Source organism: Tropicimonas sp. S265A, from assembly GCF_049800835.1.
GTDB lineage: Bacteria > Pseudomonadota > Alphaproteobacteria > Rhodobacterales > Rhodobacteraceae > Dinoroseobacter.
In genome coordinates this window covers 684,493-698,620 of record NZ_JBNAFU010000001.1, presented here as the reverse complement: position 1 = coordinate 698,620, position 14,128 = coordinate 684,493, and the positions used below count along the sequence as shown (strand labels likewise).

Sequence of the window (14,128 nt, the reverse complement as noted above, 5' to 3'; positions counted from 1 at the left end):
CTCTCGCAGAATATTGTTATCCAGGCATTTTCCATGTGGCGGTCGCTTGGGCCGCCAGCTTGCCGTCGTGGGTGTAAAGCTTGCTCTCCATAAAGGACATGGACCGCCCGCGCTTGGTGAAAGACCCCTCGCAGGTCACGGTCCCGTCCATCACGGGGCGCATGTACTGGATTTTCATCTCAATCGTCGCACCGGGGCCCGCCACCTTGTTCACCAGATGCCCCATGGAGATATCCATGGCCGAGGCCATCGCCCCGCCATGGAGTGACCCCTGCGGGTTTTTGAGCATCTCGGTAACGGGAAAGGTCAGACGGCACATCTCTTTATGCGCGTCATCGGCATCTGTGGGCAGGTATTCGAACTCCAATCCCAGAAGCCGGGCCAAAAAGAAGCTCTCGAACGCCTGCTCATGATCTGCCAGTGCCTTGTCGAAATGCGCACGGGCCGCCGTTTCATCCACCCGGCGCGGAGAGCCGTCTGCCATTACGCGCCCACGAACTGGGGTTTGCGTTTTTCAAGGAATGCGCGGCGCCCTTCGATATAGTCGGCGCTGTCGAAACAGGCTTTCACCCGTGCGTCGCATTCAGCCAGATCACGCTCGCTTTCCGGTTTGACCGTCTGGCCCACGATGAATTTCACCGACGCCACCGTCATCGGCGCGTTTGCCGAGATCATCTTGGCGGTCTCCAACGCGGTGTCCGCCACCTGATCGTTTGGCACAACGCGGTTCACCAGCCCCATGATCCGTGCCTCTTCGGCGGTGAACCGGCGCGCTGTGAAGAAGATCTCCTTGGCAAAAGCAGGGCCGACCACATCGACAAGACGCTTGATCCCCGGGAACGCATATCCAAGCCCGAGCTTGGCAGCCGGGACAGCGAAGTTCGATCCTGCGCCGCAAATCCGCAGATCACAGCACAGCGACAGCGCGACGCCGCCACCTACGCAGAAGCCATCGATCTGGGCGATGGTGGGTTTCGGAAACGCCTCAATCATATCGTAGACGCGCTTGGTGGTGGAGTTGTAATGCGCCACGCCTTCGGCCGTTGCGCGTTCGCTTTCGAACTTTGATATATCTGCACCCGAGACAAACGCTTTGCCGCCCGCACCGGACAGGATCAGGATGCGCACTTCGGGGTCTTCGGCGAACCGGGCCACAGCGCGTTCCACGGCTTCCCACATCTCCAGCGACACTGCGTTCCGCTTTTCAGGCTGGTTGAAGATGATACGGGCAATCTCGCCGTCTTGTTCGGTCAGGATTTTGTCTGTCATCGTTCTTGATCCACTGTCTCAGATTGCGCCATCGCGCTTCATGTCGGCGATCTCCGCCGCGCTGTACCCCAATTCGCCCAACACCTCTTCGGCGTGCTGGCCCGCGGTGGGGGGCGGGGCGGCGATGGTGCTTGGCGTGCGGCTCATCACGATGGGCTGGCCCACCAGATGCGTGTCGCCGCGCTCCTGGCTGGTGACAGGTTGGGCAAGGCCCAGATGCTGTACCTGCGGGTTCTGGAAAACCTGCTCGATATTGTTGATCTCACCTGCGGGCACACCGGCCTGATTGAAAAGGTCCACCCACTCCGCGGTCGTCCTGGTCAGCGTGATCTCTTCGATCTCCGCGCCGAGCGCATCGCGGTTTTCAGACCGGGCAGGGGCGGTCGCGAACCGGTCATCTTCCAACCAGTCCGCCCGGCCCATCGTTTCGGCAAACCGGGTCCAGATGTTGTTTCCGGTGACCGCAAGGTTCATGTACCCGTCCGCCGTGCGGAACACGCCTGTGGGGATGGAGGTCGGGTGATTGTTGCCGGCCTGCTTCGGAATATCGCCGTCCATCAGGTACCGTGCCGCCTGAAAATCCAGCATGAACACCTGCGCTTGCAGCAGTGAGGTCTGGATCCACTGACCCTTGCCGGAGCGTTGCCGCTCCATCAGCGCGATGAGGATGCCTTGTGCTGCGAACAGTCCGGCGGTCAGATCGGCCAGCGGGATGCCCACGCGCATCGGCCCTTCGCCGGGTTTGCCGGTGATCGACATGAGCCCGCCCATTCCCTGCGCAATCTGGTCGAACCCCGGGCGCTTGGCATAGGGCCCATCCTGCCCGAAGCCGGAGATGGACGCATAAACCAGCCCGGGGTTGGTCTGGCTCAGCGTTTCGTAGTCGATGCCCAACCGGGTTTTCACATCCGGGCGGAAATTCTCGACAACCACATCGGCGGTATCGGCCAGCTTCCGAAACGCTTCGATCCCGGCCTTCGATTTCAGATCCAGTGTCAAAGATCGCTTGTTGCGATGCAGGTTCTGGAAGTCGGGGCCAGAGCGCGGCCCGCCGAACTGGGCGGTGTCGACGGGTGCCTCGATCTTGATCACATCCGCCCCCCAATCCGCGAACTGCCTGACGCATGTCGGGCCAGACCTGACCCGTGTCAGGTCAAGCACGCGGATACCGTTCAGGGCCGCACTTGCCGCAGGGATGGAAGGCGTTGATCTGAGTGGGGTGACGTCACTTGCCCCTCGGGCCGCAGACTGTGCCAATTCGCTTCTCCGCTGGAATGACCGTTGCAGTCTGATGTATGACAACACTCGGACAATGACAATATAAATGTTGATTGTTGACAAAAAATAGATAGCTTGGCGGTGAAACCATGAGCATGAATGCAAGACCCATAGGGGGCCGCCGTGAAACGCTGGCCGGAGAGGTGCGCGGCGAGATCGAGCGCATGATGGTCGCTGGCGACCTCAAGGCGGGGGAGAAGCTCAATGAGCTGTCGCTGGCCACCGCGATGGGGGTCAGCCGCGGTACGGTGCGCGAGGCGATCCGCTCCCTGGCCGACAGCGGGCTGATCGATCTGATCGCGAACCGGGGCGCCTTTGTACATGAAACCACGCTGGAAGAGGTGCGCAACCTGTACGATTTACGCGGGTCGATCTTCGCGATGGCGTGCGCGGCCACGGCGCGTCGGGTCGGGCAGGGAGAGGAGCCTGACCTAGTTGCGCAACTGTCCGACAACCTTAGCGCTATGCAGGCGTCCCACAAACAGGATGACCGTGCAGCCTATTACGATCTGAACATCGCGTTCCATGACATGCTGCTGAAGGGGGCGGGCAACCCCAAGGCCAAAACCATCTACGACAATCTGGTGAAGGAAATGCACCTGTTCCGTCGGCGCGGTTTGTCGGTATCCACCAATATCGCCCAATCCATCGCAGAGCATGACGCCATCGTCGCAGCGGTCAGGCTCGCTGATGCCGAGGCGGCGCGCCGGGCCGCACTCGACCATATCGAGGCGGGCTTTACCCGGTACATGCAACTTCTCGAAGACACGCCGGTGCTGACGCAAAGCGCAGGCTGACAAAGGACGACCCCATGGCGAACCCCCTGTGCGACACGCTCTTTGGACAGCACGCGGAAAATGACGCCGTGTTCCTGCGCCTGCCGAAGGGCCGCACGCAAAGTTACCGCGCGTTTCTGGCAGAGGCCGCGCGCTACGCGAATGTGCTGACTGCGCAGGGCCTGAAGCCGGGCGACCGGCTTGCCGTGCACGTTGCCAAATCGCCGGAAGCCCTTGCGCTGTACGTGGCCTGTCTGCGCGCGGGCGTCGTGTTTCTGCCGCTGAATACCGCCTACACGCCTGCGGAACTGGACTACTTTATCGCCGATAGCGGGGCTGCGCTCTTCGTTTGCGACCCGGACGATGTCGCAGCCTTGACGCCCATCGCAGCTTCGGCGGGCTGTGCGCTGGAAACCCTTGGCGCGGACGGGTCCGGTACGCTGGCCGACCGCGCGGCGGCCCAGGAGACCGAATTTGTCACGCCTGCCCGCGGTCTGGATGATCTGGCGGCACTGCTCTACACGTCTGGCACGACGGGGCGGTCCAAGGGCGCAATGCTGACCCAGCAGAACCTGCTGTCTAACGCGCAGGCCCTGGTCGAGGCATGGCGCTTCACCTCTGACGACGTCCTGCTCCATGCGCTTCCCGTGTTTCACGCGCACGGGCTGTTCGTGGCGACGAACACATTGGCGCTGGCAGGCGGCGCATTGATCTTCTTGCCGAAATTCGAAACCGACACCGTAATTCAGCGTCTGCCCGAGGCGACCGCGATGATGGGGGTGCCGACCTTTTACACGCGGTTGCTGGATACGCCGGAGTTCACCCGCGATCTCGTCGGCCATATGCGTCTCTTCATCTCGGGCTCTGCGCCACTTCTTGCCGAAACCCATGAGCGGTTCGAGGCACGAACAGGCCACCGTATTCTGGAACGCTACGGGATGACCGAAACGTCGATGAACACGTCCAACCCGTACGAGGGCGAGCGGCGCGCGGGTACGGTCGGGTTCCCTCTGCCGGGGGTAGAGGCGAAGGTTTGCGACCCCGAAACCGGCGCAACGCTCCCGCAGGGGGAGATCGGCGTGCTCGAGGTGCGCGGGCCCAACGTGTTCAAGGGGTATTGGCAGATGCCCGAGAAAACTGCCGCCGAGCTGCGCGAGGACGGTTTTTTCATCACCGGGGACATGGCCCGGATCGATGCAGACGGATACGTGCACATCGTCGGGCGCGGCAAGGACCTGATCATCTCGGGCGGGTACAACATCTACCCCAAGGAGATCGAAATCTTTCTCGATGACCAGCCCGGTGTGCTGGAGTCTGCCGTGATCGGCGCACCGCATCCCGATTTCGGCGAAAGCGTGGTTGCGATTCTGGTCCCCGAACCGGGGACGACGCCCGATCTGGCCGCCATCGAAGCGGCGGCGCGACAGGATCTGGCCGGGTTCAAGCTGCCCCGGCATTTCGCGCTGCTGGACGCCTTGCCCAGAAACACCATGGGCAAGGTCCAGAAGAACCTGCTGCGCGATGACTTTGCGGATGTGTTTCGCGCGCAGGCCAGCTGACAGGCTAGGACGGTCGCGCCCGCAACTGGCGCAACCGCACCTGGTGCGCCGCATCGATGTGCCGACGCATCGCGGCTTCCGCACCGGCCCCGTCCCGTGCGCGCAACGCGTCGATCATGTCCGCATGCTCCGCCACCGCCAGGCTGGCGCGCTCGCCTTCTTCCATTGTCGATGGTCCAAGGATCAGCAACGTCTTTTTCAGCCCCTCCAGCGACTTTGACAGATAGCGGTTGCGCGCGGCGTTCAGCAAAGCGTCATGGAATTGCCGGTTCAGACGATAGAGCCGCTCCATATCGTCGAGCGCGTCTTTCATCTCGGTATTGATCGCGTCCAGTTCGGCCAGTTCCACTTCCGATGCGGCCCGTGCCGACAGCCGTGCGGCGGTGCCCTCCAGCACGGCGCGCATCTCATAGAGCTCGTTGACCTCGGAATATTCCAGCGTCCGGATGCGTGCGCCGGAGCGTGGAATATGCACGACCAGCCCGTCGGCCTCCATCTGGCGGATCGCCTCGCGCACGGGAGTGCGCGAGATCCCGAGGCGCGCGGCGATCTCCGACTCCAGCATCCGTGCCCCCGGGACCAGCTTGCGCTGCCGGATGTCGTCGAGCAACCGCGCGTAGGCATCCTGCCCCTGGCTCGTGGTTCGTTCTTGCGGCGCGTCCGGCATGTCGCCTCCGGTGTTCTGCTTGCATATTGCATACGCACGGATACAATCGGATGCAAGGGAGGCCCCGATTTGGCGCCAGGTTCGAAGTCACAAATGCCCGTCCTTCAGCGGCGGGCGATCACCGTTGCGCTGGCCAGCGCCGGGGCGGCCGCGTTCTGGGCGATGGGGCTGCCGCTTCCGTTCCTGTTCGGGCCAATGTGCGCTTGCCTCATCGCGGCGCTGCTCGGGGCGCCGCTCAAGGGACTGGGCACGATTTCCGTCGCGGCTCGCACGATCCTCGGGGTTGCGGTCGGCGCCTCGATCACGCCGCAGGTCGTCACGCAGCTGCCGCAAATGGCGGCCTCCGTCGCGTTGATCCCGGTCTATATCGTGATCATCGGGCTGATCGGGGTGCCGTTCTTTCACAAGGTCTGCGGGTTTGACCGGGTGACCGCGTGGTACGCCTCCATGCCCGGCGGCTTGCAGGATATGATCATCTTCGGGCAGGAGGCCGGAGCCGACGCGCGCGCCCTGTCGCTGATCCACGCGACGCGGGTGCTGATCATCATCACCGTGGCGCCTGTGATCCTGACCTTCGGGTTCGGGGCGGCCCTGACCAATCCCATTGGCCAGCCTGCGACCGACCTGCCCTTGCATGAGCTCGCATTGATGGTCGCAGCGGCCCTGATCGGGTGGAAAGGGGGGGAGCAGATCGGGCTGTTCGGCGCATCCATCATCGGTCCGATGATCGTCACGGCGATCCTGTCGCTTACCGATCTGATCCATTTTCGCCCCCCGGCAGAAGCCATCGTTGCAGCGCAGTATTTCATCGGTCTGGGCATTGGTGTGGGGTATGTCGGGGTTACGCTGCATGAGCTGAGGCGCGATGTGCTGGCCGGGGTGGCGTTCGTGCTGATCCTGGCCATTCTCGCCGCTGCGTTCACCGAAGTTGCCGTGCTGATGGGGGTGGCGAGCCCGGTCAACGCCTTCCTCGCTTTCGCGCCGGGCGGGCAGGCGGAGATGACGGTTCTGGCCATCGTGGTCGGGGCGGATCTGGGGTATGTGATCGTTCATCACCTGACCCGTGTCCTGCTGGTCATCACCGGTGCGCCCTTGGCGGCCCGGCTGTTTCGGGTAAAGCCCCCTCCGGACACGTAACCTGCTTAGGGCGGGGGCGCTCGACCTGCGAGCTTGGCCAACGGCGCCAGCGCTCGCGGCAGATGCAGATTTGGTTTGAGAGACGCTCAAACCCGTGTCACTGTTCTGCCGAGAACTGACGAGGCGCAATGAAACCGTTTCAAGGAAACTTCACCCTTCAGGAACCCATCCCCGAGGCGGCGATCGATGCCGCGGTGGAGGTCATGCGATCCGGACGCCTGCACCGCTACAACGCTGCGGCAGAACAGCAGAGCCCCGTCGCGGCGTTGGAGGCAGCCTATGCCGACTATCAGGGCGCGCGGTTCTGCCTTGCCTGCGCCTCCGGCGGGGCGGCGATGGCACTGGCGTTGCGCGCACACGGCGTGGGGGCGGGCGACAAGGTGCTGACCAATGCGTTCACGCTGGCCCCCGTGCCGGGGGCGATTGCCGCTGTCGGGGCAGAGGCCGTGCTGGTCGAGATCACCGAGGACCTCGTGCTCGACCTGTCCGATCTCGATGCCAAGATTGGCGCCTCGGGCGCAAGGACGCTGCTGCTGTCGCACATGCGCGGGCACCTGTGCGACATGGAGGCGTTGTGCGATCTGCTGACCGCCCGCGGCGTCACCCTGATCGAGGATTGCGCACACACGATGGGGGCCAGCTGGAACGGGCGCAAAAGCGGCAATTTCGGCCTTGCGGGGTGTTTCTCCGCGCAGACCTACAAACATGTAAATTCGGGTGAAGGCGGGCTGCTGACCTCGGATGATCCCGACTTCATCGCGCGCGCTATCCTGCTGTCGGGGTCTTACATGCTCTACGATCGCCATGGCGCCGCACCCGGGCCCGAAGCCTTCGCGTCGCTGCGGTTCGACATGCCCAACATGTCGTCCCGCATGGACAATCTGCGCGCAGCGATCCTGTTGCCGCAAATTTCCACGCTGGATGCCAATGTCGACCGCTGGAACGCGCGCTACGATCTGATTGCAGCCCGGCTTGCAGAGTGCCCGCTGCTGCGCGTGCCGCACCGTCCCGCACCCGAGCGGTATGTGGGCAGTTCCATCCAGTTCCGGGTGCCCGGCGCGTCGGCGGACATGCTGGAGGCATATGTGACCAAAGCCGCGGCGCTTGGGGTGGACCTGAAGTGGTTCGGCCGGGCGGAGCCGGTCGCGTTCACCTCGACCCACCATTCGTGGCGCTATGTGCCTGCCCAGAGTTTACCGCACACCGATCGCGTTCTGGCAAACCTGATGGATATGCGTCTGCCGCTGACATTCAGCCTTGAGGATTGCGCGCATATCGCCGACATCCTTGTGCACTGCGCGCAGGACCTGTCCTTGCCCGGCGCAGCCTGACCCAGCCCTTGTGCGGCCTGCCCGCTGTCAATCGAAGGAACCCAAATGAGCGTTGAACTGATCACCGCCGCCGAGGCCCCGCCCGCCGTCGGACCCTATAGCCATGCCAGCCGTCACGGTGGCGTTGTCTATTGCTCGGGCTGTCTGGCGCTCGACGAAAGCGGCGTGTTTCTGGGCGGGGATGCGGCTGCACAAGCGCGCAAGGCGCTCTCGAACCTCGAAAAGGTGCTTGCAGCGGCAGGGGCCGGAAAAACCGACGTGCTGAAAACGGTGGTGTTCCTGACCGACATGGCTGACTTCGCCGCTGTGAATGTTGTCTATGCGGAGTTCTTCGGGGAGCACAAACCGGCACGGTCCTGCGTTGCGGTGGCCCAATTACCCCTTGGCGCCACGGTCGAGGTCGAAGCGGTCGCTGCCATATCCGGCTAGCACAGGCGCAGTCTTGCAGCGCGTGATCCAGATGAAAAAGCCGCCGGGTGCTCCGGCGGCTTTTGCTGTTTTTCAGGGGTGTCGCGCCCACCCGTGGTCAGATCAGGCGGCTGGGGCTCAGGCGTCTTTGCGCGCCGTCTTGCGGCGGGCCACGCCACCGGCCAAGGCCAGGCCGCCCAGCAGCATCAGTCCTGACGCCGGAACCGGCACGGGTGTGAGGTTGGTCAACAGGTCCTGCGTGCCTTTGGCGCTGTAAATCTCGAACGTATCGCCGCCCGCCTTCCAGAAGTCGGACTGGATGTTGTCCAGCCACATCTGGGCCTTCGCTTCGGCGTTGTTGGACGCCGTGGTATCGGCGATGATCTTGAAGTTGCCCGCATCGATGTCGAAATCGCCATCATCCGTGGTCAGTTCCCAAGCGGCCATCTGGAAGGCCGCCGCACTCTTGGCGTCCTTGACGAGGGTCCATGCGTTGGAAGCAAGCGCATAAAGGTTGTTCAGAACACCTGCATCCAGCGAGGTTGCGATGGTGTGGGTCTTGGGCAGTGTCAACGTCTCCAGCGGTTGCAGGCAGAACGCGAGGAAGGTCGACATGCTGCCGTCGTCGTAGGTGCCTTTCAGGCGGAACACGCCCGCGCCGACATTCTTGACCGTTGTGCCGTTGGCGACGAACGAGGTGGCAACGCTCCAGTTCGGCGTGCCGAAGGCGCTCTTGTACTGCTTTTCAACGTCGACGGTTGCCGCGAATGCGCTGCCCGCAAACGCGGTGCTCAGCGCAGCAACGGATAATACCCGGGTAATCGGTGTCATCACGATCTCACTTGTTACAAACACATTCTAGCCGGATCCGTATCCGGATTCAGCCACATTCACAAGCCTGTGACGCGCAATCGCCGCCCGAAAAGGCGGCGATTGGTTCTTCTTTGAAAACAGTAAGGCGCTAGCCGATAATACTGTTTAGCGTCTCGCTGGGGCGCATGGTGTGCGCCACTTTCGACCGCTCCGGGTGAAAGTACCCGCCCAGATCGGCCGGGTGTCCCTGGGCGCTCGACAGTTCCGCGAGAATCTCGGGTTGCTTGACCTCAAGCTGCTCGGCAATCGGTGCGAAATGTGCGGCCAGCTCGGCATCGTCGGTCTGCTCGGCCAGCGCCTTGGCCCAGTAAAGCGCGAACCAATAGTGGCTGTCGCGGTTGTCCGGTTCGCCGACGCGACGCGAAGGCGACCGATTGTAGTCGAGAATGCCTTGTGTTGCGACTTCGGCGGCAGAGCCCAGAACGCCTGCCTTTGCATTGCCCTTCGCATCGGCCAGGAACTTCAGGCTTTCGCCCAGGGCACAGAATTCCCCCATGGAGTCCCAGCGCAGGTGGTTTTCCTCGACCAGTTGCTCCACGTGCTTGGGCGCGGATCCGCCCGCGCCGGTTTCGAACAGACCGCCACCGTTCATCAGCTTGACGATAGAAAGCATCTTTGCGGAGGTGCCCAGTTCGAGGATCGGGAACAGGTCGGTCAGGTAATCGCGCAGCACGTTGCCGGTGATCGCGATGGTGCTGTCGCCCGCCGTGATCGTCTCCAGCGAGGCGCGGGTCGCTTCACGCGGGGCCATGATCTCGAACTTGTCGGCCACACCGGCGGCCTCCAGCGCGGGCTGGACGTACTTGATCAGCTCGGCATCGTGCGCCCGGTTGGCATCGAGCCAGAAGATCGCGCGCAGACCGGTCAGGCGCTGCCGGTCCAGCGCCAACTGGATCCAGTTCTCGATCGGGGCTTTCTTGACGGTGCAGGCACGCCAGATGTCGCCGGCCTCCACCTCGTGGGAATGCAGCGTCTCGCCATTGGCGAGCACCAGCCGGATCGTGCCATCGGCGGGGGCCTCGAAGGTTGTCGGGTGCGAGCCGTACTCTTCGGCTTTCTGCGCCATCAGGCCGAGGTTCTGCACCGTGCCGGCCGTTGTCGGGTCGAGCGCGCCATTCGCCTTGAAAAACTCGACAGCCTCGTCATAGACACCGGCATAGCAATTATCGGGGATCACGCAGTTCGTGTCGCCCTCGTTGCCATCCGGGCCCCAGCCCTTGCCACCGGCCCGGATCAGCGCGGGCATGGAGGCATCGATGATCACGTCCGACGGGACGTGCAGGTTGGTGATGCCCTTGTCGGAATTCACCATGTACATCGGCGGGCGCGCGGCGGTCAGCTCGTCGATCTCGGCCTGGATCTCTGCCGCGTTCGGCATCTCCGCGATCCGCGCCAGGACATCGCCCAGTCCGGAGTTCGGGTTCACCCCTGCCGCGGCCAGCGCATCGCCGTGCTTTTCAAAGACCGGTGCGAGCCAGGCCTTGACCCCTTGGCCGAAGATGATCGGGTCCGAGACCTTCATCATCGTCGCCTTCAGGTGCAGCGAGAAAAGCGTTCCTTCGGCCTTCGTCGCGTCGATCTGCTCGGCCAGAAACGCCGACAGCGCCTTGGCCGACATGAAGGTCGCATCAACAACCGTGCCTTCGTCCAGCGGCCAGCTGTCCTTCAGAACCGTGGTCGTCCCGTCCTTGCCGACAAACTCGATCTTCGCGGCCCCTGCCTGCGCCGCGCTGAGCGTGGCCGACACCTCGTTGGCATAGAAGTCATTGCCCTGCATCGACGACACCTTGGTCTTGCTGTCAGCCATCCACTTGCCCATGCGGTGCGGGTTCTTCTGGGCGAAGTTCTTGACCGCCGCAGCCGCACGCCGGTCCGAGTTGCCTTCGCGCAGGACCGGGTTCACGGCCGATCCCTTGATCCCGTCATACTTGGCGCGCACGGCTTTTTCCTCGTCCGTGGCAGGGGCCTCCGGATAGTCGGGCAGCGCGTAGCCCTGGCCCTGCAATTCCTTGACCGCCGCCACCAGCTGCGGCACCGAAGCCGAGATGTTGGGCAGCTTGATCACGTTCGCGCCCGAGGTCTTCACCAGCTCGCCCAGTTCGGCCAGATCATCCGATTGCCGCTGCGCCTCGGTCAGGTATTCGGGGAAGGTCGCGAGGATACGCCCGGCAAGCGAGATGTCCTTCGTGCCCACGCTCACACCCGCAGCACCCGCAAAGGACCGGATGATCGGCAGCAGTGACCCGCTCGCCAGTTCAGGGGCTTCGTCGACGATAGTGTAGATGATGTCCGGGTTGGATTGGTCAGCCATGCGTGTTGTACCTTCTGCCGGTGGTCATGCGACGCCCCCTCGAATGCGGTGAGGGAGCTTGGGCGAATCTGAGTGAGGCATCTTCGTACACCGTGGTATACGAACTCTCCTGCACCGCCTAAACCAAGCCTCCGCGCAGATCAACGGGGCAATCACGACAAAGGCAGGGTCGCAATGTCGCGGGTGGGAATAAATGCGGGCGGCAAAGCGTATCACCATCACAAGAAGCGGCAAGAAACCGCGCGTGCTGCGCGGGCCCATGGGTGACTTCCCGCGGGTGACGGGCCAGCCGTGACTTTTGGACTGGGAGAGGTCGGGTGTCGATGTTATCTGGCGCGGTGGGACTGGGGGCACAAAATTATATCTCTGCCCAAATTTTAGGCAAATATGTGCGAATGGCGGCAGGAACCTGCTTCTCCATTGGTTTTACACACATTTGTTAATGGACCTCGGCAGGCGACCCGCCATGTCTGGGCATAGCACGATTGACGGAGTGGATCGGTGAACGAAGTATTGAAGGTGCCGACCGGAGTGGTCGTGGACGACCGGAACGACCAAGACCCAGCGGCGGTGGACCACCCATCGACACCTGTCATTCCCCCTGAACCCGGCCCTCAGACAATCCGGCGGCGGCGGCGCCTGGTATTGGGGCTGAACCTGCTGACGGTCGGCGCCCTGTTCGCGGCGATGGCGACTTTTCTGTCCTATGGCGGCCTGATCTGGATCGAGTGGGCGATGCTTGCGGCCTATGCGCTGACCTTGCCGTGGCTGTCCATCGGGCTGTGGAACAGCGTCATCGGGCTCATCCTGGACCGGCGGCACGGGGCAGGGGCGGCGATGGCCGTGACCCCCGCACTGGCCCGCATCACCGGGCGGGAGCCGATCACCACGCGCATCGCCATTGTCATGCCGCTGCGCAACGAAGACCCGATGGCCTCGATCGCGCGTCTGCGCGGCTTGCAAAAGGAGCTGTCCCGCACCCCGTGGGCCGCGCATTTCGACTATCATCTGCTCAGCGACACGGATCAGGATGCGGTTGCGCTGCGCGAGGAGGCGGGCGTTGCCCAGTGGCGCCTGACATCCCCGGGCGTGGCCATCCACTACCGCCGCCGCACGGACAATGCAGGCTACAAGGCCGGGAACATCGCGGAATTCCTCGACCGATGCGGGGCGGAGTATGACTTCTTCCTGCCGTTGGACGCCGACAGCGTCATGGGGGCCGACACGGTTTTGCGCCTTGTGCGCGTGATGGAGGCATCGCCCGAGGTCGGCATGCTTCAGAGCCTCGTGACCGGTTTGCCGTCGCGCACCTTTTTCACCCGCGCGTTCCAGTTCGGCATGCGCCACGGAATGCGGTCCTACACCCTTGGGTCCGCATGGTGGCTTGCCGATTGCGGGCCGAACTGGGGCCACAACATCCTGATCCGCACGGCCCCGTTCCACGCCCATTGCATGTTGCCCGAACTGCCGGGCAAGGGTCCGCTGTCAGGCCATATCCTGAGCCATGACCAGCTCGAGGCCGCCTTGATGCGCCGAGCCGGGTTCGAGGCGCGCGTGCTGGCCGAAGAAAGCGAAAGCCACGAAGAAAACCCGCCAAGCCTCGCCGACTTCATCCGTCGGGAACTGCGCTGGTGCAATGGCAACATGCAGTATCTGCGGATGCTGAACCTGCCCGACCTCGCGCCGCTCAGCCGGATCCAGCTTTATCTGGCGATCCAGATGTATGTCGCGGCCCCGGCCTGGATGCTGTTTGCACTGCTCGGGGCCAGCCTTGCGGCGATGCCTGCCCAGTTCGTCGGCGCGCCGGTGTGGTTCGGTATCGGCCTTTTTGCGGTGATCATGACGCTGAACCTGATGCCCAAACTCATGGGGCTCGCGCAGGTGCTCGCCGATGACGACCGGGCGGCCTCCTATGGCGGGCGCAGGCAGGTGGTGATCAGCGGGCTTTCCGAGATCGCCGTTTCGATGGTAATGGCGCCCATCGTGGCGTTCGGTCTGACGCAGTTCCTCGTTGGCCTCGCGTTCAACAAGCGGGTCGGGTGGGATGCCCAGCAACGCAGCCGCGCCCGGCTGGAATGGGCGGAGGCGGCACGCGTGCTCTGGCCCCAGACGCTCGCGGGCCTTGCCCTTACCGCGTGGTTGGCAGCGCTGGCGCCCTGGGCTTTGGTCTTTGGTGGCCCGATGCTCTTTGCACTCAGCTTCGCAATCCCACTCGCCGTGGTCACGACCTTGCCCGGTGTCAGCCAGTGGTCCATCGACCGGCATCTTTTTGACATTCCGGAGGACCGGACGCAGCCAGATCCCGTATCTGTCCTTCAGCCCGAACCGGACATCGCCTGAACCGGCGCGTGCGCTTTCGGGTTTATCTATTTGATATCGTTTCGGAAAAAAAGACCCGACATGGCGCATGGCCTGCCGGGTCAGTCCACCTTAGGGAAACCTGTCGATCGCTGCATCGACAAGACTCACCCTAGCGGAGGACTCGTTATCAAATCGTTAGGATTTATGAAAAAACCGGG

At 63.3% G+C, this 14,128-nt stretch carries 12 protein-coding genes; 6 read left to right on the top strand and 6 right to left on the bottom strand.

From position 1 onward, the window contains the following. Positions 1-16 precede the first annotated feature (16 nt). The 3 genes from ACP15N_RS03435 to ACP15N_RS03425 are packed head-to-tail and all read right to left on the bottom strand — an operon-like array spanning position 17 to position 2,526. The gene (locus ACP15N_RS03435; RefSeq protein WP_425090813.1) at positions 17-484 is read right to left on the bottom strand and encodes a PaaI family thioesterase; all 468 of its coding nucleotides are present in this window, start codon (positions 482-484) and stop codon (positions 17-19) included. After that, the gene (locus ACP15N_RS03430; RefSeq protein ID WP_425090812.1) at positions 484-1,269 is read right to left on the bottom strand and encodes an enoyl-CoA hydratase; all 786 of its coding nucleotides are present in this window, start codon (positions 1,267-1,269) and stop codon (positions 484-486) included. Before ACP15N_RS03430 ends, ACP15N_RS03435 begins: the two co-directional genes overlap by 1 nt. Positions 1,270-1,287: 18 nt before the next feature. Next, a complete protein-coding gene (locus tag ACP15N_RS03425; protein WP_425090811.1) occupies positions 1,288-2,526 on the bottom strand; it encodes a CaiB/BaiF CoA transferase family protein in 1,239 nt (412 codons plus the stop codon). Between the two features lie 110 nt (positions 2,527-2,636). Here ACP15N_RS03425 and ACP15N_RS03420 point away from each other — a divergent pair, with 110 nt between their 5' ends. Both ACP15N_RS03420 and ACP15N_RS03415 read left to right on the top strand, forming a co-directional pair. Next, positions 2,637-3,344, top strand: coding sequence for a GntR family transcriptional regulator (locus ACP15N_RS03420; protein ID WP_425090810.1), 708 nt, complete (start codon positions 2,637-2,639; stop codon positions 3,342-3,344). 14 nt (positions 3,345-3,358) lie between these two features. Then, positions 3,359-4,882, top strand: coding sequence for a malonate--CoA ligase (locus tag ACP15N_RS03415; protein WP_425090809.1), 1,524 nt, complete (start codon positions 3,359-3,361; stop codon positions 4,880-4,882). 4 nt (positions 4,883-4,886) lie between these two features. Here the strand turns inward: ACP15N_RS03415 and ACP15N_RS03410 are convergent, their stop codons facing one another. After that, on the bottom strand, positions 4,887-5,549 hold the full coding sequence (locus tag ACP15N_RS03410; protein WP_425090808.1) for a GntR family transcriptional regulator: 663 nt from the start codon (positions 5,547-5,549) through the stop codon (positions 4,887-4,889). 93 nt (positions 5,550-5,642) lie between these two features. Here ACP15N_RS03410 and ACP15N_RS03405 point away from each other — a divergent pair, with 93 nt between their 5' ends. From ACP15N_RS03405 to ACP15N_RS03395, 3 genes are all read left to right on the top strand, one after another. Further along, the gene (locus ACP15N_RS03405; protein WP_425090807.1) at positions 5,643-6,686 is read left to right on the top strand and encodes an AbrB family transcriptional regulator; all 1,044 of its coding nucleotides are present in this window, start codon (positions 5,643-5,645) and stop codon (positions 6,684-6,686) included. 128 nt (positions 6,687-6,814) lie between these two features. Then, on the top strand, positions 6,815-8,017 hold the full coding sequence (locus tag ACP15N_RS03400; RefSeq protein ID WP_425090806.1) for a DegT/DnrJ/EryC1/StrS family aminotransferase: 1,203 nt from the start codon (positions 6,815-6,817) through the stop codon (positions 8,015-8,017). A 45-nt stretch (positions 8,018-8,062) separates the two neighbouring features. Next, complete coding sequence (locus ACP15N_RS03395; RefSeq protein WP_425090805.1) at positions 8,063-8,446, top strand: RidA family protein; 384 nt, start codon at positions 8,063-8,065, stop codon at positions 8,444-8,446. Between the two features lie 117 nt (positions 8,447-8,563). On the opposite strand, the gene ACP15N_RS03390 is transcribed toward ACP15N_RS03395, so the two are convergent. Both ACP15N_RS03390 and ACP15N_RS03385 read right to left on the bottom strand, forming a co-directional pair. Beyond that, the gene (locus tag ACP15N_RS03390) at positions 8,564-9,256 is read right to left on the bottom strand and encodes a hypothetical protein (protein WP_425090804.1); all 693 of its coding nucleotides are present in this window, start codon (positions 9,254-9,256) and stop codon (positions 8,564-8,566) included. Positions 9,257-9,386: 130 nt separating this feature from the next. After that, positions 9,387-11,609, bottom strand: coding sequence for an NADP-dependent isocitrate dehydrogenase (locus ACP15N_RS03385; RefSeq protein WP_425090803.1), 2,223 nt, complete (start codon positions 11,607-11,609; stop codon positions 9,387-9,389). 501 nt (positions 11,610-12,110) lie between these two features. Here ACP15N_RS03385 and mdoH point away from each other — a divergent pair. Then, positions 12,111-13,949 carry a glucans biosynthesis glucosyltransferase MdoH gene (mdoH, locus tag ACP15N_RS03380; protein ID WP_425090802.1) on the top strand — a complete coding sequence of 613 codons (1,839 nt, stop codon included), beginning with the start codon at positions 12,111-12,113 and terminating at the stop codon, positions 13,947-13,949. Positions 13,950-14,128 lie beyond the last annotated feature (179 nt).